Below are 26,047 nucleotides of genomic sequence, written 5' to 3'. Positions count from 1 at the left end.
TTCCTGTTGGCCGTGGATTTCGTCCGGAGCTGGCCACCCAGAAAGGCGTACGTCGAGATGACCGAGCACCTCGCCAACGGCACCGCGACGTCGAGCAGCCGGCGCGCTGACGCCGACCTCGCCACCGCGAATCGCGCCGTCCTCGCCGATCAGCTGGCCGAACGCCTGCTGGATGAGATCGTGGCCGGCGTGTATCCCCCCGATACCCGCCTTCCACCAGAGCCGGTCCTCGCCGAGCGCGCTGGAGTGAGCCGGTTGACGCTACGCGAGGCCATCAAGGACCTGCGGCAGCGGGGCGTGCTCCGCGTCCAGCAGGGCAGGGGGACGTTCGTCAACCCCCCAACGGTCTGGGCGCCGTTCGACAGCACCGTCCTCAACGCCCGCGTGTCGCTGGAGCAAGGGTATGAACTGGCCCATGAGCTCACCGAGCTGCGCCGCATCGTCGAACGCGGCATCGCCGAGCTCGCCGCGGTGCGCAGGACCGCCGCCGACCTGGCCCGCATGGAGGACGCCGTCCGCACGATGCGGGAGGCCTGGGAGCGCAAGGACCTGGATACCTTCAGCTCCGCGGACGTCGACTTCCACGACGCGTTGCTCCGCGCCGCCGGCAACACCTTCGCCCTGACCCTCTTCCATTCCATCGATGGCGCGCTCCGGACCGTGCGGCGTCGCACGGTCGAGGAGAACGCCGAGCTGGCCGAACGCGCCATCGCGTACCACACGAAGATCATGGCCGCGGTGCGGCGGAGGGCCCGGAAGGCCGCCGGTGTGCTCATGGACCAGCACCTGCAGGAGACGGAGGACTTCACCGCCTCCCTCGCCGCCGCGTCAGCGGCGCACCGTGAGCGGGTGGGCCGGGCCGCCGCACCCGGGCGGTGACGGCGAGCCCAGCCCTGGCCACTGCGCACACCGTGACCGCCGCTCAGCAGATCTCCAGCGTGTCGTGGTCCATCGGACCCCAGCCGGGGTGGGAGGTCTGGTCGCTGTACCAGAACGCGGTCGAGGCGATGTCGTCCTGGAGGGGGAGGTAGCGGCCGCCCGACCGCCATCCCAGTGCTTGCACGGTCACGCGGAGGTCGGTGCTGAACCGGATGGGGTCGAGCACGTGCCAGCGGTACATGCCGAACCGCTGCTGGCTCTGGTAGAGGCCGTCCGGCCGAATGATCTGGTGCAACCCGAGGAACGGGGTCGTGAACGCGGTGTATCCCTGCCCCGGCACGTCGAAGTTCCAGGCGCCGCCGAAGTAGTCCTCGGTGCCGGTGCCGCAGATCGTCGGGAACTCCTCGTCTCCGTCGAGGTAGAACTTCACCTCGCCCTCGCCCCACCAGCCGGTGCTGTTGACCCCCCAGGCGAGGTAGGTCCCGACATAGTGACCGGCCCCCTCCACCCCGTCGAGGATCGTGTGCACCTCGGCGTACGGGAGGGGGTTGCTGCGTCGCCACTGGGCGTGGAAGTAGGCGACGTCCTCGCCGACCTCGGTGAGGGTGTAGTCGACCTGGTAGTAGACGATCACGTCCTCGTCGCTGAGGTTCTCCAGCGTGATCCGAGCCGAGCGACGGAACGGCATCGCCCAGTAGCAGTTGAACCCGCCGTGCGGGTTCACCGCCACCGGCAACGAGCTGAGCTGGGCGAACGTGCCCCATCCCTGGCCGAAGAAGTCACCGACGGGCACCTCGACCGCGGGTCGCGGGTCGTCCTCCCAGAAAAAGCGGAGCACCAGGCGGCGCCAGTTGACGGTGTGCGTGGTGAGCCAGATGTGCTGGATCGCGCCCGGTCCCTGGATCTCGGCGAGGGTCGCCGTGGTGCCGCCCTCGATCCGGATGGAGGGCGAGACCTTCCACCCTCGTCCGAGGTCACGGGCGGCGTGCGCCCCGGTGCCTTCGGTCGCCGCGCCACCCCGGCCCTTCTCGCCCGTGGGGTTCTCCGCGCTGATCGAGCGGGTCACCGCGGTGGACACCCGCGCGAGGTCAGCCAGGCCGTTGACCAGTCCGCTGCCGAGACCTCCGAGTGCGTTCACGCTGCATCCTTTCCGAGAAATCGATACCCCGGAAACGTACCGGCCCACGGCCACCCAACCCGACCCTCCGTCGTGACCTGTCCCGGACACGGGGCGTGATGCCGGACACGTCGCCCTGGGACTGATCACTGGGGCCGCCGGCCTGACGGTCAACGGTGTGCCTGACGGTCAACGGTGCAGAGGCAAACACTGGGGGTGGTCGACCACGGAGCACCCCGGTGGTCGACCACCCCGGACGGTCGTCATCCTCGAGACACCCGGCGTCGCGGGCTCCCGAGCTGGTGGAGGGGCCGCGTCGGCTCGTCGCTCAGCGGAAGTGCTCCGGGCAGTAGAAGGCTCCGGAGTTCTCGTCCCACACCCAACCGGCGTGGTCGGTCAGGTAGATGCGGACTTGGCGAGCGGAGCCGATCCACAAGCCGTGGTCACGCGGGCGGAACACCACACGCGTGTCACACTCGTCACAGGCGACCGTGGTGAGGTAGCCGCTCTCCTCATCACCTTGGATGCGGATCACCGACCCACCTGCATTCCGAAGTCCGTCCTTCCTTCTCGACGATCCGGACCGACGTCGGCCTGTCGCCAAGATCCGACCCTACTCGGACCACCCGCACGGTGGACACCGGTGGGTGCGCCTCGGCGTGGCGCTCCTCGCACGGCTCCCTTGCGGACTGGAACATCTGGCTTCCTTCCGGGCCGTCGGAAGGCCGGCGGGAAGGGCCGTCCGCGGTCACCCCGACGCTGGCCCCGACGCACGAGAAGCCCCGACCACCGGAGGTCGGGCGGCTGGTCGAGCAGACCACCCGGTGGTCGGGGACGGTGGAGACTTCTCGCTTGTTCCGCTCACCTCACCGGGATCAGATGCCACAGCTCGGCGCGTCCCAGACGAAGCCGGAGCGTCCGTCCGCGTGGACGTGGTCGTTGTGACCCGGGTAGCCGGGACCGAAGAGCCCACCGAAGCCGTGGTACCGAGCCTCCTGGGCGATGCGGCACAGCGACACGTGGTTGGACACCAAGTCCGCGGCGTCTCCGTAGAGGTGTCGACTATTCGTTGCACCGCCGACCGCTGAGTTGCACGCGCGGCTGCGGAAGCCTGACGTGACGATCAACGGGTAGTCGCCGAGAGCGTGGCGAAGCGCCTCGAGCTTCCACATCGTTCGGAGCGCGTTCGCCCGCGCGGTCGCAGGTGGCACCGCGCCTCCGCTCCAGTCGCTGTTGCAGCGGTTCATCTCCGCGTAGGAGAAGTGAATGGGCGTGCAGTCGTTGTCCTGCAGCTCGTAGATCTTGCCGAAGGTCTCAGGTCCGGCGATGCCGTCCTGGGTGAGACCGTACGCCGCCTGGAACCTTCTCACCGCCGCCGCGGTCTGGGGACCATAGATCCCGTCGATCGCCAGCTGATTGCGGTATCCGGCCCAACCGGCGACGCGAATCTGCAGCTCGCGCACGTCGCTGCCCGACATGCCCTCACGGAGGGTGCGGTTCCAGGTGTAGCAGCCGTCCGCGTGCGCGGGCGTGGCTGTGTTGCCGGTGATGACGACCAGGGTCGCGAGGAACAGCGCCATACAGGCGACCAGCCTGAGCACGTGTCGTGACGTCAGAGCCATCGTGTCTCCCGGGGGGTGAGGGGGATACGCACGGCCGAATTGATCTCCACTGTCGGCGCGGAAAGGAGTTCCGTCAACTGCTATGACGTCGTCAATTTGGAACAAACGCGCCGCGCATGGTCAGGCCGCGAGTTCCTCGAGGGCCTTGCGAATCCGCTTGTCGGAGACGGGCGTGGGCGTACCCAAGACCTGCGCGAAGTAACTGACCCGCAGCTCCTCGATCATCCAGCGAATACGCCTCAGCTCAGGGCTGGACCGCCGTTCCGGTGGCAGGCGACGCCGGACCTCCTCATAGAGCTGCCGCATTTGTTGAACCTTCAGCATGCGCTCCCGGTCTCGGTACGGGTCCTGCGGGAGCTTGTCGAGCCGACGCTGAATCGCCCGTAGGTAACGCGACAGGTCCGCCAGTTTCTCCCAGCCCGTCGCGGTGACGAACCCCGGGTAGACCAGCTCTGTCAACTGCTCTTTGACATCAGTCAAGGCCGGCAGCAGAACAGGGTTGCTCGTCCCTCCCAGCCGTCGCTCGATGTCCTGTGCGACGGCGAGGATGTCGGCCACCTTGTTCACCGTGTCCAGGAGGGTGTCGGCCAGGTCAGCGCGGACGGCGTCCAGGAGCTTGCCGAACCCCTCCTCGTCCCACGCCGGACCGCCCGCGTCCGCCATCAGCTTGTCGACCGCGCAGGCGAGGCAGTCGTCGAAGAGGGCGCTCGCGCTTCCGTGAGGACTGCGACTGAGCACCAGCTTGGCCTGGTGGCTCTGGCGTTCGAGGACGTACTTGGCCGGGGAGGGCAGGTGCAGCAACAGGAGGCGACGCGTGCCCTGCCACATCGACGCCTCCTGCTCGACCTCGGTCTCGAAGACGCGGACGGCCACGCTGTCGCCGGCGTCCGCCAGCGCGGGATACCCCTGGACCAGGTGCGGGCCACGCCGTCGCGTGAACGTCCGCGGCAGGCCACCTGGCGGGAACGTGCGCAGGCCCTCCTGCTCGAGGCCGCCAGCCGCCCGTGACAGGGTCCGCGCCAGCTTGCCCTTGAGCCGCTGGCGGAGCGCCGCCAGGTCCTTGGCTTCGGCGAGCGTCCTGCCCTTCTCGTCGACGACTCGGAAGGTCACCCGCAGGTGGGCGGGGAGCCGCTCGAGCTGCCAGGCCTCCCGCGGCACGCTGACCCCGGTGAGCTGGCGAAGCTCCCGCTCCAACGCCGGCAGCAACGGCTCCGTGCCCGGAGACACGCGCTCCAACACCGCCCGCGCGTAGTCCGGCGCCGGGACGAAGTGACGGCGAATCTGCTTGGGCAGCGCCCGAATCAACGCCGTGACCAGCTCTTCGCGCAGTCCCGGCACTTGCCACTCGAAGGGGTCAGGGCGAAGCTGGTTCAAGACCGCGAGAGGAACGTGGACCGTGACGCCGTCGGCGTCGGTGCCGGGCTCGAACTGGTAGCTGAGCCGAAGACGCACGCCGTCGAGCACCCAGTGGTCCGGGTAGTCGGACTCATCGACATCGCCGGCTGACTCATTGACCAGCATCGACGGTGTGAAGGTCAGCAGGTCGGGGTCGGTGCGCCTGGCCTTCTTCCACCAGCTGTCGAAATGGGCGCCGGAGACGACCTCCGGAGGGATCCGCTCGTCGTAGAAGGCGAACAGCGTCTCGTCGTCGACCACGATGTCGCGCCGGCGCGCGCGATGCTCGAGTTCCTCCACCTCCGCGAGCAACTGACGGTTGCGGTGGAAGAACTCGTGGTGGGTCTCCCAGTCCCCCTCGACGAGCGCGTGTCGGATGAACAGCTCACGCGAGAGCTCGGGGTCGATCCGGCCGTAGTTGACGAGACGCCGAGCGACGAGCGGGACGCCGTACAACGTGACCTTCTCGTACGCCAGCACCGCCGCCTGCTTCGCCGACCAGTGCGGCTCGCTGTAGCTGCGCTTGAGCAGGTGACCGCCGAGCGATTCGGCCCACGCAGGCTCGATCTTGGCAACCACGCGACCCCACAGTCGAGAGGTCTCGACCAGCTCCGCGGCCATGACCCACGCCGGCTGCTTCTTGGCCAGCGCGGAGCCGGGCCAGATCGCGAACCGCGCCCCGCGAGCACCCACGTACTCCTGCTGCCGCCGACCGCGCCCCGCCTGGTCGTTCCGGCGTTCGTCCTTGTGGCCGATGTGCGACAGCAGCCCAGCCAGCAAGGACATGTGGATCCGTTCCGGATCGGCCGGCACGGAGTTGAGCCGCACCCCAATCGAGCGGGCCACCTGGCGGAGCTGGGCCTCGATGTCCTGCCACTCCCGCACCCGCAGGTAGTTGAGGAACTCCGCCCGGCACAGCTTCCGGAACTGGTTGGACGACAGCTCCTTCTGCTTGGCCTGGAGGTAGTTCCACAGGTTGAGGTAGGTCAGGAAGTCGGAGTCGGGGTCGGCGAAGCGGGCGTGTTTCTCGGCAGCCGCCTGCTCTTTGTCGACCGGGCGCTCCCGAGGGTCCTGAATCGACAAGGCAGCCGCGATGATGAGGACCTCGCGGGCACAGCCGTTGCGGTCCGCCTCGAGCACCATGCGGCCGAGCCGCGGGTCCAGCGGGATCTGCGCGAGCTTGCGCCCCAGTGGGGTCAGGCGCCGGCGCAGGTCACCCGAGGTGGGTTCCAACGCGCCGAGCTCCTCGAGGAGTTGGATGCCGGCCTTGATGTTGCGGGAGTCGGGCGGATCGATGAACGGGAACGTCGCCACGTCGCCGAGGCCGGCCGCCGTCATCGCCAGGATGACGGCGGCGAGGTTGGTGCGCAGGATCTCCGGGTCGGTGAACTCGGGACGGGAGTGGAAGTCCTCCTCCGAGTACAACCGGATGCAGATGCCGTCGGAGGTCCGCCCACAGCGACCCTTGCGCTGATTGGCCGAGGCCTGCGAGATCGGTTCGATCGGCAGCCGCTGCACCTTGAGCCGGTGGCTGTAGCGGGAGATGCGTGCCGTGCCGGGGTCGATGACGTACTTGATGCCCGGCACCGTCAGAGAGGTCTCGGCGACGTTGGTCGCCAAGACGATACGGCGGCCTCGGTGCGGTTGGAAGACTCGATGCTGGTCGGCGGCGGACAGCCGGGCGTAGAGGGGCAGGATCTCGGTGTCGCGCAGCCCTTGCCGGGCGAGCGCGTCGGCGGTGTCGCGAATCTCGCGCTCGCCGCTCAGGAAGACGAGGATGTCACCAGGCCCCTCGGCCACCAGCTCGTCGACGGCGTCGCAGATCGCCTGGATCTGGTCCCGGTCCTCGGCGTCGGCCACGGGCCGATAGCGCACCTCAACGGGATAGGTACGACCCGAGACCTCGATCACCGGCGCCCCACCGAAGTGGCGGGAGAAGCGTTCGGGGTCGATCGTGGCGGAGGTGACGATCAACTTCAGGTCCGGGCGCTTGGGCAGCAGCTGCTTGAGATAGCCGAGCAAGAAGTCGATGTTGAGACTTCGCTCGTGCGCCTCGTCGATGATGAGCGTGTCGTACTGGCGCAGCAGCCGGTCGCCCTGGATCTCAGCGAGCAGGATCCCGTCCGTCATGAGCTTGACGAACGTGTCCTCGCTCACCCGGTCGGTGAATCGCACCTTCCATCCGACGGCGGGATGTGCCAAGCCACCGGCGGAGGACGGCGGCGACGGATGGCCGTCCGCCTCGGCGGCCGTCGCGGCGAGCTCGGCGGCGATACGCTCGGCGACCGTTCGCGCGGCGATCCGCCGGGGCTGGGTGTGTCCGATCAGGCCTCGGACACCCCTGCCCAGCTCAAGGCAGATCTTGGGCAGCTGGGTGGTCTTCCCCGAGCCGGTCTCCCCGGCGACGATGACGACCTGGTGGTCGCGGATAGCGGCCAGGATGTCGTCCTTCTTCTGGCTGACCGGCAGCTCGGGCGGGTAGCTCACCGCCGGCAGGGCGGCTCGCCGTCGCGCGACCCGCTCCTCCGCGGCCGCGATCTCGGCCGCGATCTCCTCCACCACAACCTGCCGTCTCGCGGGCGGGAGCTTGCGGAGGCCGTCGAGTCGGCGCCGCAGGCGGTGCTCGTCACGCAGCGTCAGGTCGGTAAGGCGGGAGCGCAGGTGGGTGAGCGAGGAGGGGGCTGACATACGAAAGGCAAGGATAGGCAACCCCCACCAGGGAAACCCACCCATTTGGCCCACCCATGTCGCCCCAGCCCGAGCCACACCGAGGCCGCTGTCACTCTCGTCACGACCAGTCCCCGCGCGGTCACCCGTGCGACGAGTCGCCCGGTGCGGTCGCCCGTCGATGGATGAGCATCCGGTGACCTACGCCCACGACGTCGTCGAGGGGTGCCGACGACAGAGAGGTCACCGCAAGACCAAGTCGCTTGACCAAAGGGTGCCCCGAAGGACACCACGTGATCAGGGCTGGTTCACCGGAGGGCCTCAAGTCAGCCGAAGATGCTGACACCACCTGGCCCGACCAGCAGGCCGATGATGATCAACACGATGCCCAGCACCAGCTGCCGACGTACCAGGGCCACGATGCCCGCGACGACCAGGATGGCGGCGATGATCCACAAGATGGTGGTCATCGACGTTCACCTCCTTCTGTTGGCGACGTGGGTGTGCCCGCGCAGCTCCTCCCCAAACGTTGGGACCGCTTCCAGCACCCGCCCGCCGTCGCCCCTGGTGCCATTTGGGTGAGATGTCCCCCCCCCCCGCAAGGGTGGGGGCGCGTCCACTGAGCCAGCGGCTACCGCGAGCCGTCCAGCGTCAATGTGATCTTGCGTTTACGGCGCTCGTCGCTCTCGGCGCCCGAGCGCGACCATCCGCCCGGTGCTCGGGACGCTCTCGATCGTCCTGAGGCCTCCGGCCGGCTCAGGACGATCGGATTGCGCCCGTCGATCATCTGCTGGCATCGTGGCGCGGCTGACGACGGTGCCATCCGACGACACCACCTGACGACGAGGACGCCCATGACAGTCGAACCGACGATCGAGGACGCACCCGTCGTGGACACCACGAGGAGCCCTCACGCTCGCTTGCGACCGGTCGGCGTGGCGGCGGTGCGCGTGCACGACCGGTTCTGGAGTCCCCGGCTCGACCGCAACCGTGACGAGACGATTCCGACCCAGTACCAGCAGTGCCAGTCGACGGGTGCGTTGACCAACTTCCGCCGCGCGGGCGGCCTGGTCGACGGTGAACCCTTCCACGGCTTGTACTTCTCCGACTCCGACGTCTACAAGTGGGTGGAGGCGGCCTCGTGGAGCCTCGCCGGCCGGCCCGACGCCGAGCTCGATCGGACACTCGACGAGACCATCGCGCTGTTCGCGGCGGCCCAGGATGACGACGGCTACCTCAACACCTACTTCTCCGTGGACCGGGTGGCCGAGCGCTGGACCGATCTCGCCGTCCGCCACGAGATGTACTGCATCGGACACCTGACCCAAGCCGCGATCGCCCACGCTCGGACGACCGGCAAGCGCACCCTGCTCGACGTCGCGCTCCGCGCCTGCGAGCACGTCTTCGCGCGCTTCACGCCCGACCAGGTGCCCGGCACATGCGGACACCCCTGCCTGGAGATGGCCCTCGTCGAGCTGTATCGCACCACGCGGGACGGCCGCTGGCTACGGCTCGCCACGTGGCAGCTCGACTCACGCGGCCGGGGAGTGCTGAACGGCAGCGAGTACCTCCTCGACCACGCTCCCCTGCGCGAGCAGACCTACGTCACCGGCCACGCGGTCCGTGCGCTCTACCTGTACGCCGCGGCGGCGGACGTCGTCCTCGAGACCGGTGACGAGCAGTTGCGCGCCGTCGTCGACCGGCTGTGGCGAGACCTCGCCCAGCACAAGACCGCGGTCACCGGCGGTGTGGGCGCACGGTGGGACGGCGAGGCGTTCGGGGATCCGTACGAACTACCGGACCGCGCCTACAACGAGACCTGCGCCGCGATCGCGGCGATCTTCTTCGCCTGGCGGCTGCTCCTGCTCACCGGTGACGGCCAGTACCGCGACGCCATCGAGACCGCGCTCTACAACGGTGTCCTGCCGGGTCTCGCCCTGTCGGGAACCGAGTTCTTCTACCAGAACCCGCTCGCCGACGCCGGACGTCACCGCCGGAAGCCGTGGTTCACGTGCGCCTGCTGCCCGCCGAACGTCGCTCGCCTGCTGGCGTCGCTCCCGGGCTACCTCTACACCACCTCCGACGACGGCCTGTGGGTGCACCTCTACGTCGGGAGCGACGCCGACGTCCACCTCGCCGACGGAACCCACGCGAGGGTCGAGGTCCGCACCGCGCTGCCGTGGGACGGCGAGGTCGAGATCGAGCTGACGCCGGACGAGCCCACCGAGTTCACGCTCTTCCTGCCGCGACCGGGCTGGGCCGGCGACGTCACCGTCCGGCTCGGCGAGGACGTCATCGAGCCGGATACCGCGCAGGGCTACCTCACGCTGCGTCGGACGTGGCGGGCCGGCGACCGGGTCCGACTGCGGTTCGCCCTCCCGACCCGCCTCATCGCCGCGCATCCTCGAGTCGCCTCCACCCACTTCCGTGTCGCGCTCACTCGAGGACCGCTCGTGTACTGCGTAGAGCAGGTCGACCACCCTGACGTCGATGTGGCCGACATCCGGCTCACCGGCACCGAGCGGTGGACGCCGACGTTCACCGAGGCGTTGGGCGGCGTCGTGGCGTTGACCGCGGACGCGCGGGCCGTCGTCCCCGACGACGGCCCGCTCTACCGCCCGTACGAGCCGGGCGCGGTGCCGACCCAGCCGGCGACGGTGACGGCGATCCCCTACTACGCCTGGGCCAACCGCGAGCCGGGCCCGATGCGGGTCTTCCTCCCGGTGCTGCCTCGATGAGCCACCGTGTGTCCAGCAGCGCCGATGGCGACCTCCGCCGCGGTGACGAAACCAAGCCGTCGGCGAGCCGAACCGCCTAGAGTGGAACGGTGACGGTCGCCATCGGCCTGGTGGGCGCCGGAGGGCGGGCCGCTCGGGTCCACGCTCCCACCATGGCGGCGTCCCCGGATGTGCGCTTTGCCGGTGTCTGGTCACGGACGTTCGGCCCGGCGGAGCGCCTCGCGTCCCAGTACGGGGTTCCCGTCTTCGAGCGGTACGACGACCTCCTGGACACCTGTGAGGCGGTCGCCTTCGCGGTTCCGCCCGCCGCTCAGGTGGACCTCGCGGTCACCGCCGCCCAGCGCGGCCTGGCCGTCCTGCTCGAGAAGCCGCTGGCGGTCGACCTGGCCGGTGCCAAGGAGCTCGCCAGTGAGGTCGAGCGCTCGAACGTCGTGTCACTCCTGGCCTTGACGTGGCGCTACGCGCCCGCTGTCCGCCGGTTCCTGGACAGGGTGGTCCCCCGCACCCATCCGATCGGAGCCACCGCACGCGCCAGGTCGTCCTTGTTGACCGAAGGCACTCCCGCACGCACGTGGTGGGTCGAGCGAAGCGTCCTTTTCGACCAGGGCCCCGAGATCGTGGATGTTCTCGACGCCGCTCTCGGCCGGATCCGCACAGTTCGCGGCCACGGCGACCGTCTCGGGTGGATCGGGCTGTTGTTGGAGCACGAAGGCGGACGGTTCAGCGAGGTGTCGCTCAGTGCTCACGCTGGCGTCCAGCCACGCCGCGCCGAGGTGGAGATCGTCGGCTCCAACGGCGTCGCTGACATCGACTGCGCGGCCGCGGTGGGACCCGACGCCTACACCACGATGTACGCCGAGTTCGTCTCAGCCATCCGGGACGGCGCACCGGTGACCGTCGACGCCCGCCGCGGATGCCGCCTGCACGAGGTTCTCGACCGTGTCGAGACGGACCTGCTGCGCTCGCTCTGAACGAGCGTCTCACGCAGGCCGGGCTCGGGCGAGCTTCCGGCGGTAGGCGGTGATGACCACCAGGACCCCGAAGACGGCGATCCACGTGCCGAGGATGGACGTCAGGACACCGAGAGAGATCTCGGGGAAGGCGAGCACCGCGACGCCCACCACGACGGCGAGGAGGTCGGTGAGGGTCTCCGGGATGTGGTTGGACCCGGTTCGTCGGACGAAGGCTCCCAGGATTCCGAGCGCGCCACCGACGAACCAGAACAATCCCGACAGGAGCGCGAGCACGGCCACGGCCTGGGTCCCGTCCCGCAGGGTGAGGACGCCGATGATGAGACCGAGCACACCGAGGAAGGCCACCATCATGCGTACGTCACCCCCAGCGCCGGGCCGGCCAGCCGCCCGGACGAGGCATAGCACGCCGTAGATCACGAGCTGCGCCGCGAGCAGGAGGGCGACGACACGGACCGAGCGGGTCGGCCACGCGAGGACCGCCAACCCCACCACGAGGCTCGCCCCGCCGACCACGAGCGCGGGCAGCCAGCGATCACCGACCGCCAGGAGGAAGCCCGCCTCGCTCGTGCCCTCCGCGCGCCGCGGCGCGTTCGGCGTCGAGGGCGTCTCGAGGTCACTGGAACTCGTGGACATTGCTCACCTGACCTTGACGCACCAGCTGGCGACCGCCCTCACCGTCCCGCGGATTCCTCCTGCTTCGGCGCCTCTTCCTCTTGGCGTTGCCGCGGGACCTCTGCCTCCTCCTTCTTCTCCTCGGCCTTCTCCTCGGCTCGTGGCTCCTCGGGCTCACCCTCCTCTGGCTTCTTCTCCGCGCTCGGCTGCTCGCCCTTCTCTTCGCGCACGACCTCGTCGTGCTCCCGGACCACCTCGCCGTCTCTGATCTCGCCTCGCCAGCCTTCCTCCTCGGGGTCGGCTTCCATCATCACGTAGCGACGGAACAGCTTGATGTCCAAGCGAGCTCGGCGTCCCTGTGCGCGCCACAGGTTCGCGGTCTTCTCGAAGAACCCATGTGGGATGTACTCGAGAACGACCAGCATCCTGGTGAGGTTGTCCCCCAGTGGATGGAACGAGACGACACCGTTGACCACCGTCTGACCCTCGGAGGTCCAAGCGATCCGCTGGTCCGGGATCTGCTGGGTGGTGGTCGCCTCCCAGCTGCGGTTCGAGAAGGCGATCTTGGCCTTCCACTTGCTCTTCACGGGGTCCTCACGGTCGACGCTCTGGACGCCCTTGGACCACTTGCTGAACTCCTCGAACTTCGTCCAGTGGTTGTAGACCACGCGAAGCGGCGCGCCGATGTCGATGTCCTCGACGATGTTCATCGACTTTCCGCCGGACGTCTTACCTCCAGGCTTGAACATCGAGGTCGCCTTTTCAGCCACGCCTTTGATGCCCGCCTTGCCGGCAGCGGCCACCGGTGACGCTCCGCCCGCGACCTCTTTGAGCGTCCGGCCGAGCATGCCTGGTGCTCCTCCACCGCTCGTCGCCACCTCGGTGAGCTTCCGAGTGGTGTCGCCGAGCTTCCCACTCACCTTGCCGAGCGCCTGCTTGGCCTTCGCACCGACGTAGGCCTCGACCTCTTCCATGAGCCGCTTCGTGGCGGGGTTGTTGGCAAGGCTTGAGCGCACTCCTTCCCCGATGTCGGACAGGTGGACAGTCTCCGGTCCGACACCGCGGCTGGTCGTCTCTGTCATCTCGACCTCCCTGCGTTCCGAGTCAAGGGCTGAACCGCCTCCGCCGGTCGCTACCGCTTCGCCGCCTGCTGCGCCTCTCCCTCAGGCGCTCCCGCCTGCTCGCCAGGCGTTCCCTGACCTCGCTGGCTCGACGGCTCCCCGCTCTCATCGGACGAGGCCCCTTCCTGCTCGGCCTTCTCGCCGCGAAAAGGCTCCTCCTCGGTCCGCTGCTCAGGAACCTCCGCCTTCGGCTGCCCTTCGTCCTTGCCTTCGTTCGGCTCTTCGCGCTCGGGCTCGCCTTCCGTCTCGCGCGCTTCGGGCTCACCCTTCTCGGCGGGCTCCTCCTCCGCCTCCGCCTTGTCGGACGCCGCCTTCTCTGGCTCTTCCTTCTCCGGCTTGTCCGGCTCGGCCTTCTCGGACTCCGCTTTCTCCGGCTCCGGCTTCTCCGGCTTGGTCTTCTCGACGGCCTGCGTCAACGCTTCGGTCCGTTGGTGCAGGCTGTCCGACACCTTCTCCAACGTGCTACTGATCGCGGCATTGGCGGCGGCCCGGCCGGATGCCACGAGCTCGTTGCGCACGTCCTCACGCAGTTTCGCGACCTCCGGCGACTCCGCGACCTTCGTGACCGCCTCACGAAGCAGTGTCTTCGGGTCGAGCTTCTTCCCGACCAGCCACGAGCCCATGACAAGAGCTGCCCTGGCCTTCTTCCGCCGGCCGAGCACGTACCCCCCTGCGACCGCGAGGGCAACCTTCGTGGTTGTCTTCATCGCTCTCCTTCCCCCCAACGTGCCAGCCCTCGGTGCACCAGCACGGACCACGACCAGTGAGCCCAGCGCTTACCCTCCGCCTCCGCCGAGCCGCTCTGCCTCTTCCAGCCGACGAAGCAGCTGCTCCTCGGCGGACAAGAACTCCTCCGGCGCCATGCGACCCTTCGCGTACGAGCAGTACAGCTCGCGCAGATCCGCTTGGATACGGAGCAGGTCGTCCCCGTCCGAACCGCCATTGGCGAACATCCGCCCAGCGATCCAGCTCACTCCACGAATTGGCGCCAAGGACAAGGAGAAGAGCTCTGTCAACAGACTCATGACACTCCTACCTCCACAGCAAATCACCCCCGCGTGGTGAGCCGTCGTCGGCCTCGCCTCGCCATGGATAGCGCGCTGCCTCGTGGTCCATGCTTGATGTGCGAGGTTGCTCCGTTCGCCCCTCAACGCCACCGTAGGCCGCGGCATCAGGCGCTACGCAAGGCCGAAACTCACGTGTGGCGTGGGCCCGTCCCGACTCGCGCAAGTCACCCATCTGGCCAGCTGGCCGTCTGCCGTGGTCGAGCTCGACCACCGAACGCGCGTTTTCCCTCGTTCTCCTCGGGTAGGGCGCGTGCGGGGCTCAGTCCTGCGCTCGCGACGGACGCTCGGAGGCGCCCTGGCGTCGCGGCAGACGTGCGACCACGGACAGTGCTGGGCGTGCGACGACCAGTCGAGGAGAACGACGGGAGGACACCGTGACCGTCAGAAGCTTCAAGGAGGCCCTCCGAACCACGGACGAGATCGACCTCACCGTGACAGGTCGACGCACAGGTAGGCAGATCACTCTTCCCGTGTGGTTCGATCAAGAAGACGACAAGCTCTACCTCGTACCCGTGAAGGGAACGGAGAGCCACTGGTACAAGAACGTGCGGAAGACACCGACCGTGCGTCTGCGCGCGGACGACGCAACACTCACCACACGCGCCACTCCCCTGACCGATCAAGGACGGATCCAGGCTGTCGTCCAACGCTTCCGTGACAAGTACGGCGACGACCAAGTGCGCTCGTACTACTCCAAACTGGACGCCGCCGTCGAGATCCCGCTGAGCTGAAGGACAGGCGACGAGCGATATGCCGCGTTCACTCTCCTTCCGGCAGTGACGTACGCAGGACTTAGGTCCAGCGCCGGCAGGTATTCTGTAACGCGACATGCGCCCGGTGACCTCTCCCGACACACAGCCGTCCCACGCCGCCCTCGTCCCCATCGCCATGCCCGCACCGACGCGCCTGGCAGCGACGGTCGCGTGGCGCCTTCTCGAGGCTGTCGTCCTGCCGCTCGTCCTCTTCTACTCGCTGCTCGTCACGGTCGGGATGATCTGGGCGCTCATCGGCGCTGTGGCGTGGGCGTACCTGACCGTGGGCGTCAAGCTGGTCCGCGGCGGAGGCCCTTCCATGCTGTTGTTGGCGACCGCGGGCATGGCCACTGTCCAGGCCGGTTTGACACTCGCCGCGGACTCGGCAACCGTCTACTTCCTCCAGCCGACCGTGGCGACGTACCTGTTCGCCGCGGCACTCCTGGTCACGGTGCCGTTGGACCGTCCCCTCATCCAACGGCTCGCCCACGACTTCTGCCCCCTCCCGCCCGAGGTCGTCCGTTCGGCGGCGCTACGCCGGTTCTTTCAGCGCGTCTCCTTGCTGTGGGCCGCCGTCCTGTTCGTCAATGCCAGCCTGACGCTCTCCCTGCTCCTCACCGCGCCCATCACCTGGTCGGTACCCGTCGCGAACGCCGCGTCGGTGCCGCCGGTGCTGATCGGCCTCTGCATGTCCGTGACCTGGTTCCGTGGCTCACTCCGCGATGGCGGCTTCGACCTCCGCTGGGGAACACCCACCAGGACTGGCGCGGTCGAGGCGGCCCTGTCCTGACCGTCGTCGTGTGACGTCTGAAGAACCGGACTTCACGCGTCGGGGTCGTCCAACAACGCCCGCAGCAGAGGTCGCTCCGCCTCCGGTACGTACTCCGCGTAGTAGGCGTAGAGACTCTCCCTCGCGAGACGCGCGGCTCGCTGACCGTCACGTTGCCGCACGGCGTCGAGGACCTCGCGGTGGTGCTGCAGGGAGGTCGCCATCAGCGTCCGGCTGTCGGGGCTGTCCGCGATCTTGTGCGCGATCAGGCCGAGGACGACACCACGCACCACGTCGGTGAGCACCTGGATCAGCGTGCTCCCGCTGGCTCGTGCGACCGCGTCGTGGAAGGCCACATCCGCCTCGCTGAAGGCCGCGTAGCCACGGTCGACGGCGTCCTCCATCTCCTCGATCGCCGCTTCCATCGCCCCAATCTGCTCCTGGGTCGCCAGCCGTGCGGCGAGCATGGACGCCGCGCTGTCGAGCAGCATGCGGAACTGCACGAGCTCACCGAGACCCAACTCGGCCACGCGCGCGAGTCTGGTCATCGCCTTGCGCAGCGTGGCCGGTGAGAACGGGAGAATCTCCGGACCTCGCGGGTCACCCGCACGGGAACGCAGGACGCCGTCGCTCTCCAGCACGCGCAGAGCCTCGCGGACGGTGGAACGGCTCACACCCAGCCGCGCGGTGAGCTCTCGTTCGCTGGGCAAGCGCTGGCCGGGCTTGAGCTGACCGCGCATGACCAGGTCCTCGATCTGCTCGACGACGCGTTCGTAGGCGCGAACGGGCTGGACCGGCTTGAGCTGGAGGTCGTCGGCCATGCCGTGCTCCGTTTCGCTCCCTTGACCCGCCACTGTGACACATGCCACGATACGGCCCGCTAAGGATACTGGTCAGACCAGCAGTTGGCATCGCTTCAGCGACGTGCCAACCCCGTCACCCCCACGCCGCGCGAGAGGTCCTCATGAAACGCAGGCTCCGCCGCCTTGTCGTCGCGATCCTCGTCAGCGGGCTCCTCACCGCTTGTTCCGCCGGCGCGGGCAGTGCCCCGCAGCCGACGTCCACGAGCACCGCGGGAGAGGACTCGTCGCTCGTCATCGGCTTCAGCGCGGAGCCAGCCAACCTCGACTTCACCCGCACCGACGGCGCAGCCATCCCGGAAGCGCTGCTGGTCAACGTCTACGAGGGTCTGGTCAAGCTCGACCAGTCCACCGGCGAGATCGTCCCCCTCCTCGCGGAGTCGTGGACGGTCAGTGAGGATCGCCGGACCTACGAGTTCACGCTGCGCGAGGGCGTCAGGTTCAGCAACGGTGCTGAGTTCACCGCCGAGGATGTGAAGTTCAGCATCGAGCGAGTCAAGTCCGACGCGTGGACGATCTCGCTCAAGAAGGGGATGGACGTCGTCGAGTCGGTCGAGGTGCTCTCCCCCACCAAGGTGCGCGTCGTGCTGTCGAAGCCGAGCAACAGCTGGCTGTTCGCGATGACGACCCGCATCGGCGCCATGTTCTCCCGCACCGGCGTGGACGACCTGGCCAACAAGCCGGTGGGCACCGGGCCGTACGTGCTGAAGTCCTGGCGGCGAGGCGACTCCATCGTCTTGGAAAGAAACGAGAACTACTGGGGGGAGCCACCCGCGATCAAGACCGTCACGCTCCGGTACTTCAAGGACCCGACGGCGATGACCAACGCGTTGTTGAGTGGCGCGATCGACGTCGTCGGCACCCTCCAGGCGCCCGAGGCTCTCGACCAGTTCACCGACGACGACCGCTTCCAGGTCATCGAGGGCACGACGAACGGCGAGGTCACGCTTGCCTTCAACAACGAGTCCGGCCCCACCAGTGACATCCGGGTGCGCAAGGCGATCAAGCACGCCATCGACCACCAGGCGCTCCTCGACACCGCCTGGGCCGGCCGTGGCTTCCTCATCGGCAGTCACGTCCCGCCCACGGACCCGTGGTACGAGGACCTGACGGGTTTGTACCCATACGACCCGAAGCGGGCGAAGGACCTGCTCGCGGAGGCGGGGCACGAGAAGCTCAGGCTGCGCTTCCGCATCGCCAACCTGCCGTACGCGGTGGCGGCGGCTCAGGTGGTGGCCGCGCAGCTGGCGGAGGTCGGCATCACGGCCGAGATCGAACCGCTGGAGTTCCCGGCTCGGTGGCTCGACGAGGTCTTCACCAAGGCCGACTACGACATGTCGATCGTCGCCCACGTCGAACCGCGGGACATCAGTACCTTCGGCAACCCGGAGTACTACTGGCGCTACGACAACAAGGAGGTGCGCGACCTGCTCGCCCAGGCCGACGCCGGGACCGACGAGGAACAGGTGACGGCGATGAAGCGGGTTGCCCGCACGATCGCCGAGGACGCGGCGGCCGACTGGCTCTTCCTGCTACCGAACCTCATCGTCGCCAAGAAGGACGTCACCGGGCTGCCGAAGAACCGGATCGGTGAGGCCTTCGACCTGACGACCCTTGGCCGCTCCTAGAGTCGATCTCAGCCTGGTCGCCCGAGCGCGGGCGCACACAGGCGACGCGTCCGACGGCGTGAGCAGCGCGAGGTGATGTGCCTGTGTTCCTCCACATCGTGCACCGGACACTGGCGCTCGTGCTCACCCTCCTGCTCGCGTCGATCGCGGTCTTCCTCTTCATGGCTGTCCTCCCGGGGGATCCAGCTCGGGTGGCGCTCGGCGTCAACGCGACGCCCGAGGCGATCGCGGCCCTGCGGGCGGAGTTCGGCACGGACCGTCCCCTGCTCGTCCAGTACCTCGACTGGGTGGGCGGCCTGGTGACGGGGGACTTCGGCGTCTCCTACGTCACCCGCGCACCGATCGGTCCGCAGATCGCGGACCGGCTGCTGGTCACCTTGTGGCTGGTCGGATCGGCCATGGTCGTCGCGGTTGTGGTGGCCGTGCCGCTCGGCATCCTGGCCGCCGTTCGTCACCGCCGCCTGAGCGGAATACTGCTGTCCGGACTGAGCCAGGTGGGCGTCGCCATCCCGAACTTCCTCGCCGGCATCCTGCTCGTGGCGCTCTTCGCCGTGCGCTGGAGACTTCTCCCGTCCGGCGGCTGGGTTCCGCCGGCCGTGGACCCCCTGGGGTTCCTCCAGCGGCTCATCCTGCCCGCGCTGGCACTCGGCCTGGTCCAGGGAGCGGTGCTCACCCGCTACGTCCGTTCGGCGATCCTCGACGTGCTGCGGGAGGACTACCTGCGCACGGCGCGTGCCAAGGGTCTCACCCTGTCGGGCGCGCTGCGCAGGCATGGGTTGCGCAACGCCGCCATCCCGGTCGTCACGGTCCTGGCGTTGCAACTGACCACCCTGCTCATCGGTGCCGTCGTCATCGAACGAGTCTTCGTCATCCCAGGGCTCGGGAGCTTGCTGTTGGACGGGGTGGCCAACCGTGACCTGCTCCTCGTACAAGGGGTCGTCATGGTGCTCGTCCTCGCCGTCCTGCTGGTCAACTTCGTCGTCGACGTCCTCTACACCGTGCTCGACCCACGTATCGGGAGGGCGGTGGCATGAGCGTCAGCGACCGCGTCGAGAGCGCGCTCGGGGCCGTCGCCCGGGCGCCCACGCGGCGAGCGTGGAACCCGAGCCTCGTCGTCGGCGGCGTTCTCGTCGCTGTCGTCGTCGGCGCGGCCCTGGTGTCCTTCCTCTGGACGCCATACGACCCCACCCGCATCGATCCGGCGGCCCGACTCGCCGGTCCGAGCACCGACCACCTGCTGGGCACCGACAAGTTCGGCCGTGACGTGTTCAGCCAGCTCCTGGTCGGCGCGCGAACGACCATCGTCGTCGGAGTCGTCGCCGTGGGCGTGGCAGCACTCCTCGGAACACCGCTCGGCATCCTGGCGGGCATGGGCCCGCGCTGGGTCGGCCAGCTCGTCATGCGCCTCAACGACCTGCTGCTGGCCTTCCCCGCCCTCCTGTTGGCGATCATGTTCGCGGCGGTCTTTGGTCCGGGCACGCTGACCGCCATGGTCGCCATCGGCATCGCGACCATTCCCGCCTTCGCGCGCCTGGCACGCAGCGGAACCTTGCAGGTCATGAGCACCGAGTACGTCCTGGCAGCACGCGCGGCGGGCCGCTCCCGACTCGCGATCGGGCTCCGCCACGTGCTCCCGAACATCGCGAGCCTCGTCATCGTCCAAAGCTCGGTCTCGTTCGCGATCGCGGTCCTGGCGGAGGCGGCGCTGTCCTTCCTGGGCTTCGGCACTCGACCCCCGACCCCGTCCTGGGGCCGGATGCTGCAGGAATCTCAGGAGCTGCTGCACGAGGCGCCTCGGCTCGCGGTGTGCTCGGGTCTGGCGATCGCGATCGCCGTCCTCGGTTTCAACCTGCTCGGCGACGGCCTGCGCGACCGCCTCGATCCCCGGCTGGAGGAGCACCGGTGACCGCGCCCCTGACACCCGAGCCCGCCGTCTCGCGGACCAACGCGCTCACGGTGCGGAGACTCCACGTCGGCACACGTCGGCTCGAGCTCGTCCACGACGTGTCGTTCTCGCTCCAGCCGGGGGAGCGTGTCGGTTTGATCGGTGAGTCCGGCTCGGGGAAGTCGCTCACCGCCCTGGCACTCATGGGTCTACTGCCCGACGGCGTGTGGGCACGAGGTCTGGTCCAGCTGGCCGGAGTCGACCACAACCTCATCGGCGCGAGCGACCGGAGGTTGGCGCGCATCCGGGGCAACCGGATGGCGATGGTCTTCCAGGAACCCATGACGGCGTTGAGCCCGCTCATGCGGGTCGGCGACCAGATCGCCGAGACGATGCTGCTCCACGGCAGCCAACCGAACCGACGGGCCGCGCGGGCCGCTGCCGTCGACCTACTCGCCAAGGTTCGCTTGCCCGACCCGGCCCGCGCGGCCAGGGCCTACCCCCACCAGCTCTCCGGTGGGCAACGCCAGCGGGTCCTCCTGGCCATCGCCTTGGCCAACGACCCGGACGTCCTCATCTGCGACGAGCCCACCACCGCTCTGGACGTCACCGTGCAGGCCCAGATCCTCGACCTCATCGTCCGGGGTGTCGCCGAACGCGACGCCGCGCTGCTGTTCATCACGCACGACCTGGCGGTGGTGGCCACGGTGTGTGAGCGGGTCATGGTGATGTACGGCGGGCGGATCGTGGAGTCCGGCCCGGTCGAGACGGTGTTCACCCGTCCTCGCCACCCGTACACGCGAGGGCTGCTGCAGGCCTCGGACCTGGAGTCCTTGGCGGACGACGGACGGCTGCGGACCATCCCGGGAACGGTGCCCGCGGCCGGGCGCTTCCCCGACGGCTGCGTCTTCCGGGATCGCTGCCCGAGAGCCGACGGCCTGTGCGCCCAGCTCCCGCCATGGCGACCCGTCGCCGACGGCGGCTACGCGTGCTGGCATCCGGAAGGAGCCGAGGATGCGTGAGGCCACCCGCTCTCGCACTGCGACATTCACGGGCTCGGCACCGACGGCTGCTCGAGGGTCCGCGGGGTCTGACTCGCCCTCCCCACCCCCAGCCGAGCCGATCCTGTGCGTCCGCGACGTCCACCGCGTCTACCGGCAGCCGCGCGTCTCCCTGTTCCGACCTCCGAGTGAGGTGCACGCGCTGCGCGGCGTCTCGTTCGACGTCCTGCCGGGCCAACGCTTCGGCATCGTAGGAGAGTCGGGATCAGGCAAGTCGACGTTGCTTCGGCTGCTGTGCGCGCTCGACCACCCGACCTCAGGAACCATCGAGTTCGAGGGCCGGCGGATCTCCGGCCAGCCGGAGCGTCGTCTTCGCTTCCTGCGCCGGCGGCTCCAGGTGGTCTTCCAGGACCCGATGAGCTCGCTCGATCCCCGGATGCGTGTCCGCGACATCGTCGCCGAGCCGCTGGTGGCGCAACGACACCCCGACCCCGCCTCGCGCGTGCGCGAGGTGCTCAGCGACGTCGGGCTTCCGGCCGACGCGGCCGACCGATACCCGCACCAGTTCTCCGGCGGTCAACGGCAGCGCATCGCCATCGCCCGGGCATTGGCGCCTCGACCCGAGGTCCTCGTCGCGGACGAGCCGGTCAGCGCGCTGGATGTGTCCGTCCGGGCGCAGATCCTGAATCTGCTCACCGACCTCGTCGAGGAGTACGCGCTGACGCTGGTCTTCGTCTCCCACGAACTGTCGGTGGTTCGCCACGTCTGCGACACCGTGGCGGTCCTCCGCCACGGTGAGCTCGTGGAGGTCGGAACCGCCGCGCAGATACACGACCAGCCGCGTCACCCCTACACTCGACGGCTCATCGCCGCCATTCCAACCCTGCGCCGTGCGCTCGCCGGAGTGACCGCCGGTGACCTGGCGCGCGGTGCGGTCGGCGGCGCCAACGCTCGCTTCGAACCAAGCTCCGCACCGACCGAAGGGGTCATGGATTCCCCAGCCAGCGAGGAGGACCAGACGCAGTGACGCAGGTTCACCCCAAGGCGCCACGCACCTTCCCCATCGACGAGGAGAAGCTGATCGAGCTCACTCGGGCGCTGGTACGCGTCCGCAGTGTCCATGAACCGGCCCATGGCCACACGGAGGCGAAGGCGGCCGCGCTCGTCGCGGACACCATGCGCGACTTCGGATGGGAACCGGTGATCACCGAGGTCGCGCCGGGCCGCCCGAACGTCGTGGCCGTCGTGGAGGGCGGCGGCGGAGACGGGCCGACGCTCGCCTTCGTCGGCCACACCGACGTGGTGACCGAGGGCGATCCGACGCGCTGGACCGTCGACCCGTTCGGCGCCGAGCTGCGGGACGGACGCATCTATGGGCGAGGCTCCGCGGACATGAAGGGCGGACTAGCGGCGATGCTCCACGCGGTCCGGGCACTTCAGCTGGCGGGTCCGTTCCCCGGTCGGGTCAAGGTCTGCGCGTTCGTCGACGAGGAAGGCCTGATGCTCGGCGCGAAGCACTTCGCGGCTTCCGAGGCGGCGCGCGACATCGACGCCGCGATCGTCTGCGAGCCGGAGCAGGGTGAGATCTGCGTCGCCGCCAAGGGAGCGATCCGGTTGCGGATCGACTTGCTCGGCGCCATGGCCCACGGTGCCATGCCCCAGCACGGGCGCAACCCGATCGTCGCCGTCGGCCGGCTGCTCGACTCGCTCAGCGAGTACCAACAGCACCTGCAGGACCAGTACGGCCGGCACAGGACGCTCGGCCTCCCCTACCTCACCCCGACGGTCCTCGAGGCGGGCTCCGCGAACCAGGTGAACGTGATCCCCTCCGACGCGAGCGTCTACGTCGACGTCCGGACGATCCCAGGTGTCGACCACCAGGACCTCGTGCGGACCGTCACGTTGCTGGCTCAGGCCGCCGGCGCTCCCGAGGGTGTCGCGGGTCACGTCACCGTCCTCGATGACCGCCCACCCGTCGAGGTCGAGCCGACCGAGCCGGTCGTCGTCGCGCTCGCGGAGGCACACGAGGCGGTCGTGGGGTCGCCCGCCCGGTATGGCGGTGTGCCGGGCGCGACCGACGGCACGATCCTCACCCGCGACGCGGGGATTCCCACCGTGGTCTACGGGCCCGGCGGCAAGTGGATCGCCCACCAGGCTGACGAGTACGTCGAGGTCGCCGACCTCGTCCAGTGCGCCAAGGTCTACGCCGAAGCCGCCGACCGCTTCCTGCGCGGAAACGCGCAATGACGTCTTCACCAACTCGCCGGCCATGTCACCTCTTCGCTGGCCACGGCGCCGCGGGCGATCGAGCAACGCGACGGGTCGGCGGTGTCGTGGCCAGCGGATCCGAGCGATGGGGGTCGACCATGGAGCAGCAGGAGAAGTACGCCACCCTGTTCCGTCTGGACGGACGTACCGCTGTCGTCGTGGGCGCGGGGAGCGGGATCGGACGGGAGGCGGCGTTCGCGCTGGCCGCCCACGGCGCCCAGGTGGTCGCGGCTGACGTGCGCCGCGACGCGGCGGAGGAGACGGCGAGCGCGCTGGGGAGCGCGGGCACGGCGTACCAGCTGGATGTACTGGACCCGGCCGCCGTCGAGCGCGTCGCGCGGGAGCACGACACCGCCGACGTGCTGGTCTTCACTCCCGCGGTGAACGTCCGCAAGCGGCTGCTCGACTACTCCACGGAGGAGTTCGACCGAGTCGTCAGCTTGAACTTGCGTGCTGCCTTCCACCTGGTGCGCGCGTTCGGGGCCACGATGGCACGGAAGGGGTCCGGCTCGATCATCGGCTTCTCCTCCATTCGCGCCTTCACCGTCGAGCCCGGCCAAGGTGTGTACGCGGCGACCAAGGCTGCCCTGGTCCAGCTCGTGCGGACCGCCGCGGCCGAGCTGGGACCGTCCGGGGTGCGGGTGAACGTCGTCGCACCCGGTGTGGTCGACACACCGCTCACCCAGCAGATCAAGGCCGATCCGGAGTGGTACGCCGCCTACGCCACCAAGAGCGCGCTCGGACGCTGGGCTCGTCCGGACGAGATCGCCGGGGCCGTCGTCTACCTCGCGTCCGACGCCGCCAGCTTCGTCACCGGCAGCGTCCTCACCGTCGACGGCGGCTGGACGGCCATCGACGGCCGCTTCGAGCCACCCGCGTGACGGCCGCCGCGTGGACGAGAGCAGCTCACCCGTCCGCGCGCAGCATGCGATGCCAGCCCGGATTGGTGTGTGGCGCCCGCGTCCTCGGGAACTGGTCGAACACCTCTCGCACGATTCCCCACCAGTCGTACTGCTCGAGGTAGATCAGGTCGAACAGCATGATCCCGTGGGTGCGCTGGAGCGCCATCTCCATGGCCGCTCGGAAGCGCTCCGGGTCGTCGTGGTACTGCAGCAGGTAGAGGCTGGCGTAGACGAACGTCGCCTCGTTGACCTCCTGGACGGCGATCTCGGCTGAGCCTTCGACGGAGTACCAGTCCGCTGGCCTGCCGGAGTCGATGGCGTCCTGGCGTGTGACGTCCTCGAAGTACGTCCCCACCATGAGGAAGTCGAGGTCCTCGGCGTAGCCGGTCTCGCCGTACCGCTCGCTCGCCCACTCGTAGTCCGGCTGGCGCTTCCGGCTGCCCCAGTTCACGCCCTCCTCGTAGTAGAGGGGGTACCAGGCACCTACGTAGTCGGTGAAGTACAGCGACGGGTCGATGCCCAGGACGCGGTCGCGGGCTCGTTGGAAGAACTCCTGGATGACGTGCGCGCGCCACTCGATCCACCGGGTGAACAGCGGGCCCTCGACCCGGCGTGCGGCGAACCCCTCCAGCTCGTAGGTCATGACGTCGTCGGGCCAGTTCTCCACGGGCCGCCCCAGGTAGGCCTCGAACGCGGCGCGGCTCTTTGGGGAGAAGTCCGCGTCGAGGTTGGAGTACCGGGCGCGATCGAGGGCGATGCCGTCGACGTCGTAGTTCCGGGCGATCTCCTCGAGGATTGCCAGCTCGTAGTCCTGGACCTCGGGCAGGTTCGGGTTGACGAACGTCGCGGGTGATGGATGATCCTGGGCACGGATGAAGTCGACGTCCGCTTCCACGGTCAGCTCGGTGCCCTCAACGAGGTTCTCCCGCATCCAGGTCGCGGCCTCCCCGTGACCGGAGAGCACGAACCCGTCGTCGGGCACGGCCAGTGGTGGCGCCCCGTCGACGCGGTCGACGACCTCGACAACCTTGCCGTCGACGACGCTGGCCTCCACACCCCACTGGTTCGCCGGCGACACGTTGTAGTGCTCTGGGGTGTAGATGACGAGCATGTCGGCGCCGCGCGTCACATCGATGCCGTCGACACGACGACGGGCACCGTCCCCGGTGACGGCCGCCCGTGTCACGGTGAGGTAGGTGGTCTGCCAGTGCGGGTTGTCGTACGCCGGACCGTCGCGGTAGGTGGTCGAGCCCTCGCTGAAGACGTTGACGGCGGCGATCACGTCGAGGCCGTAGCGATGCCCTTCCTCAACGACGGTTTGGAGCAGGTCGTAGTCGGCCGGGTAGGGCTGGTAGTCCGGGATCTTCGTCGTCGACAGGTGCGGCGCGATCCGCGACTGGTAGGCGACGTACCCGCTGGGGTTCTTGACGTCGACGACGACGGAGTCGAAGCCGACCTCCGCCGTGCGTCGCATGACGTCACGGACTTCCTCCCGGGTGTCCAGCGCGGTGCGGTTCGCGGCCAGGTCGAGCCACAGCAGCCGCCCCTGCCAATGCGGGTGGCCGTAGAGGTTCTCGAGGATCTGCTCGTGGCCTGCGCCTGACCCCGTGGGGGTGCGTTCCGTCGCCGCGGCTGGCATCGAGACGGCGACTGTCGCGCAGGCGGCGCTGAAGGCGACGAGTGCTCTCGTCCATCGTGAGAGCTGGTCGCGTGGCGTGGCAGGCCGCTCGCCCATGGACCCTCCCGGCTGTCGGTCCCGTAGGTGGCACTGCCATTGGTATGCAACGAGA

Annotated in this window: 23 protein-coding genes; 12 read left to right on the top strand and 11 right to left on the bottom strand. The window is 68.9% G+C overall.

The genetic code is table 11. From position 1 onward, the window contains the following. The first annotated feature begins 57 nt into the window (after nucleotides 1-57). On the top strand, nucleotides 58-879 hold the full coding sequence (locus tag DFJ64_RS16520) for a FadR/GntR family transcriptional regulator (RefSeq protein ID WP_115851260.1): 822 nt from the start codon (nucleotides 58-60) through the stop codon (nucleotides 877-879). A gap of 43 nt (nucleotides 880-922) precedes the next feature. On the opposite strand, the gene DFJ64_RS16515 is transcribed toward DFJ64_RS16520, so the two are convergent. From DFJ64_RS16515 to DFJ64_RS19555, 5 genes are all read right to left on the bottom strand, one after another. Then, nucleotides 923-2,017: a glycoside hydrolase family 172 protein gene (locus tag DFJ64_RS16515; protein ID WP_245941180.1), complete on the bottom strand. Its 1,095-nt coding sequence runs from the start codon at nucleotides 2,015-2,017 to the stop codon at nucleotides 923-925. A 307-nt stretch (nucleotides 2,018-2,324) separates the two neighbouring features. Next, nucleotides 2,325-2,531, bottom strand: coding sequence for a hypothetical protein (locus DFJ64_RS16510; RefSeq protein ID WP_115851259.1), 207 nt, complete (start codon nucleotides 2,529-2,531; stop codon nucleotides 2,325-2,327). A 340-nt stretch (nucleotides 2,532-2,871) separates the two neighbouring features. Next, a complete protein-coding gene (locus DFJ64_RS20115; protein ID WP_211310641.1) occupies nucleotides 2,872-3,618 on the bottom strand; it encodes a D-Ala-D-Ala carboxypeptidase family metallohydrolase in 747 nt (248 codons plus the stop codon). Nucleotides 3,619-3,738: 120 nt separating this feature from the next. Continuing rightward, nucleotides 3,739-7,701 (bottom strand): ATP-dependent RNA helicase HrpA, encoded by a 3,963-nt coding sequence (hrpA, locus tag DFJ64_RS16500; RefSeq protein WP_115851257.1) that lies wholly within the window; start codon nucleotides 7,699-7,701, stop codon nucleotides 3,739-3,741. Nucleotides 7,702-8,006: 305 nt separating this feature from the next. After that, nucleotides 8,007-8,150: a GPGG-motif small membrane protein gene (locus DFJ64_RS19555; protein ID WP_170152647.1), complete on the bottom strand. Its 144-nt coding sequence runs from the start codon at nucleotides 8,148-8,150 to the stop codon at nucleotides 8,007-8,009. Between the two features lie 384 nt (nucleotides 8,151-8,534). Here DFJ64_RS19555 and DFJ64_RS16495 point away from each other — a divergent pair, with 384 nt between their 5' ends. Continuing rightward, entirely contained in the window at nucleotides 8,535-10,418 is a 1,884-nt protein-coding gene (locus DFJ64_RS16495) for a glycoside hydrolase family 127 protein (RefSeq protein WP_115851256.1), read from the top strand. Nucleotides 10,419-10,507: 89 nt separating this feature from the next. Then, a complete protein-coding gene (locus DFJ64_RS16490) occupies nucleotides 10,508-11,389 on the top strand; it encodes a Gfo/Idh/MocA family protein (protein ID WP_115851255.1) in 882 nt (293 codons plus the stop codon). A gap of 9 nt (nucleotides 11,390-11,398) precedes the next feature. Here DFJ64_RS16490 and DFJ64_RS16485 read toward each other — a convergent pair whose 3' ends face one another. From DFJ64_RS16485 to DFJ64_RS19550, 4 genes are all read right to left on the bottom strand, one after another. Further along, on the bottom strand, nucleotides 11,399-12,025 hold the full coding sequence (locus DFJ64_RS16485; protein WP_115851254.1) for an HdeD family acid-resistance protein: 627 nt from the start codon (nucleotides 12,023-12,025) through the stop codon (nucleotides 11,399-11,401). A gap of 38 nt (nucleotides 12,026-12,063) precedes the next feature. Next, on the bottom strand, nucleotides 12,064-13,086 hold the full coding sequence (locus DFJ64_RS16480) for an SRPBCC family protein (protein WP_115851253.1): 1,023 nt from the start codon (nucleotides 13,084-13,086) through the stop codon (nucleotides 12,064-12,066). 50 nt (nucleotides 13,087-13,136) lie between these two features. After that, the gene (locus DFJ64_RS16475) at nucleotides 13,137-13,832 is read right to left on the bottom strand and encodes a hypothetical protein (protein WP_115851252.1); all 696 of its coding nucleotides are present in this window, start codon (nucleotides 13,830-13,832) and stop codon (nucleotides 13,137-13,139) included. Nucleotides 13,833-13,901: 69 nt separating this feature from the next. Next, nucleotides 13,902-14,150, bottom strand: coding sequence for a gas vesicle protein GvpG (locus DFJ64_RS19550; RefSeq protein WP_170152646.1), 249 nt, complete (start codon nucleotides 14,148-14,150; stop codon nucleotides 13,902-13,904). Nucleotides 14,151-14,566: 416 nt separating this feature from the next. Between DFJ64_RS19550 and DFJ64_RS16465 the strand changes: the two genes are divergently transcribed. Together DFJ64_RS16465 and DFJ64_RS16460 are read left to right on the top strand one after the other, a co-directional pair. Then, complete coding sequence (locus tag DFJ64_RS16465) at nucleotides 14,567-14,923, top strand: nitroreductase/quinone reductase family protein (protein ID WP_115851250.1); 357 nt, start codon at nucleotides 14,567-14,569, stop codon at nucleotides 14,921-14,923. 97 nt (nucleotides 14,924-15,020) lie between these two features. Continuing rightward, the gene (locus tag DFJ64_RS16460; RefSeq protein ID WP_115851249.1) at nucleotides 15,021-15,734 is read left to right on the top strand and encodes a VC0807 family protein; all 714 of its coding nucleotides are present in this window, start codon (nucleotides 15,021-15,023) and stop codon (nucleotides 15,732-15,734) included. A 32-nt stretch (nucleotides 15,735-15,766) separates the two neighbouring features. On the opposite strand, the gene DFJ64_RS16455 is transcribed toward DFJ64_RS16460, so the two are convergent. Beyond that, entirely contained in the window at nucleotides 15,767-16,534 is a 768-nt protein-coding gene (locus tag DFJ64_RS16455; RefSeq protein ID WP_115851248.1) for a FadR/GntR family transcriptional regulator, read from the bottom strand. A gap of 143 nt (nucleotides 16,535-16,677) precedes the next feature. Between DFJ64_RS16455 and DFJ64_RS16450 the strand changes: the two genes are divergently transcribed. From DFJ64_RS16450 to DFJ64_RS16420, 7 genes are all read left to right on the top strand, one after another. After that, entirely contained in the window at nucleotides 16,678-18,201 is a 1,524-nt protein-coding gene (locus tag DFJ64_RS16450; RefSeq protein ID WP_115851247.1) for an ABC transporter substrate-binding protein, read from the top strand. 77 nt (nucleotides 18,202-18,278) lie between these two features. Continuing rightward, nucleotides 18,279-19,235 carry an ABC transporter permease gene (locus DFJ64_RS16445; RefSeq protein WP_425452195.1) on the top strand — a complete coding sequence of 319 codons (957 nt, stop codon included), beginning with the start codon at nucleotides 18,279-18,281 and terminating at the stop codon, nucleotides 19,233-19,235. Next, nucleotides 19,232-20,107, top strand: a complete 876-nt coding sequence (locus DFJ64_RS16440) for an ABC transporter permease (protein WP_115851246.1) — start codon at nucleotides 19,232-19,234, stop codon at nucleotides 20,105-20,107. The genes DFJ64_RS16445 and DFJ64_RS16440 overlap by 4 nt, the downstream gene beginning before the upstream one ends. After that, nucleotides 20,104-21,108, top strand: a complete 1,005-nt coding sequence (locus tag DFJ64_RS16435) for an ABC transporter ATP-binding protein (protein ID WP_245941179.1) — start codon at nucleotides 20,104-20,106, stop codon at nucleotides 21,106-21,108. Before DFJ64_RS16440 ends, DFJ64_RS16435 begins: the two co-directional genes overlap by 4 nt. Next, complete coding sequence (locus DFJ64_RS16430) at nucleotides 21,101-22,114, top strand: ABC transporter ATP-binding protein (protein WP_211310640.1); 1,014 nt, start codon at nucleotides 21,101-21,103, stop codon at nucleotides 22,112-22,114. The genes DFJ64_RS16435 and DFJ64_RS16430 overlap by 8 nt, the downstream gene beginning before the upstream one ends. Continuing rightward, the gene (locus tag DFJ64_RS16425; RefSeq protein ID WP_115851245.1) at nucleotides 22,111-23,334 is read left to right on the top strand and encodes a M20 family metallopeptidase; all 1,224 of its coding nucleotides are present in this window, start codon (nucleotides 22,111-22,113) and stop codon (nucleotides 23,332-23,334) included. The genes DFJ64_RS16430 and DFJ64_RS16425 overlap by 4 nt, the downstream gene beginning before the upstream one ends. 119 nt (nucleotides 23,335-23,453) lie before the next feature. Continuing rightward, nucleotides 23,454-24,236 (top strand): SDR family NAD(P)-dependent oxidoreductase, encoded by a 783-nt coding sequence (locus DFJ64_RS16420; protein ID WP_115851244.1) that lies wholly within the window; start codon nucleotides 23,454-23,456, stop codon nucleotides 24,234-24,236. A gap of 25 nt (nucleotides 24,237-24,261) precedes the next feature. Here the strand turns inward: DFJ64_RS16420 and DFJ64_RS16415 are convergent, their stop codons facing one another. After that, nucleotides 24,262-25,992: an alpha amylase family protein gene (locus DFJ64_RS16415; RefSeq protein ID WP_115851243.1), complete on the bottom strand. Its 1,731-nt coding sequence runs from the start codon at nucleotides 25,990-25,992 to the stop codon at nucleotides 24,262-24,264. Nucleotides 25,993-26,047: the final 55 nt, after the last annotated feature.

The sequence above is a fragment of the Thermasporomyces composti genome, from assembly GCF_003386795.1.
Lineage (GTDB): Bacteria > Actinomycetota > Actinomycetes > Propionibacteriales > Actinopolymorphaceae > Thermasporomyces > Thermasporomyces composti.
This window is presented reverse-complemented; position numbering and strand designations above follow the sequence as displayed.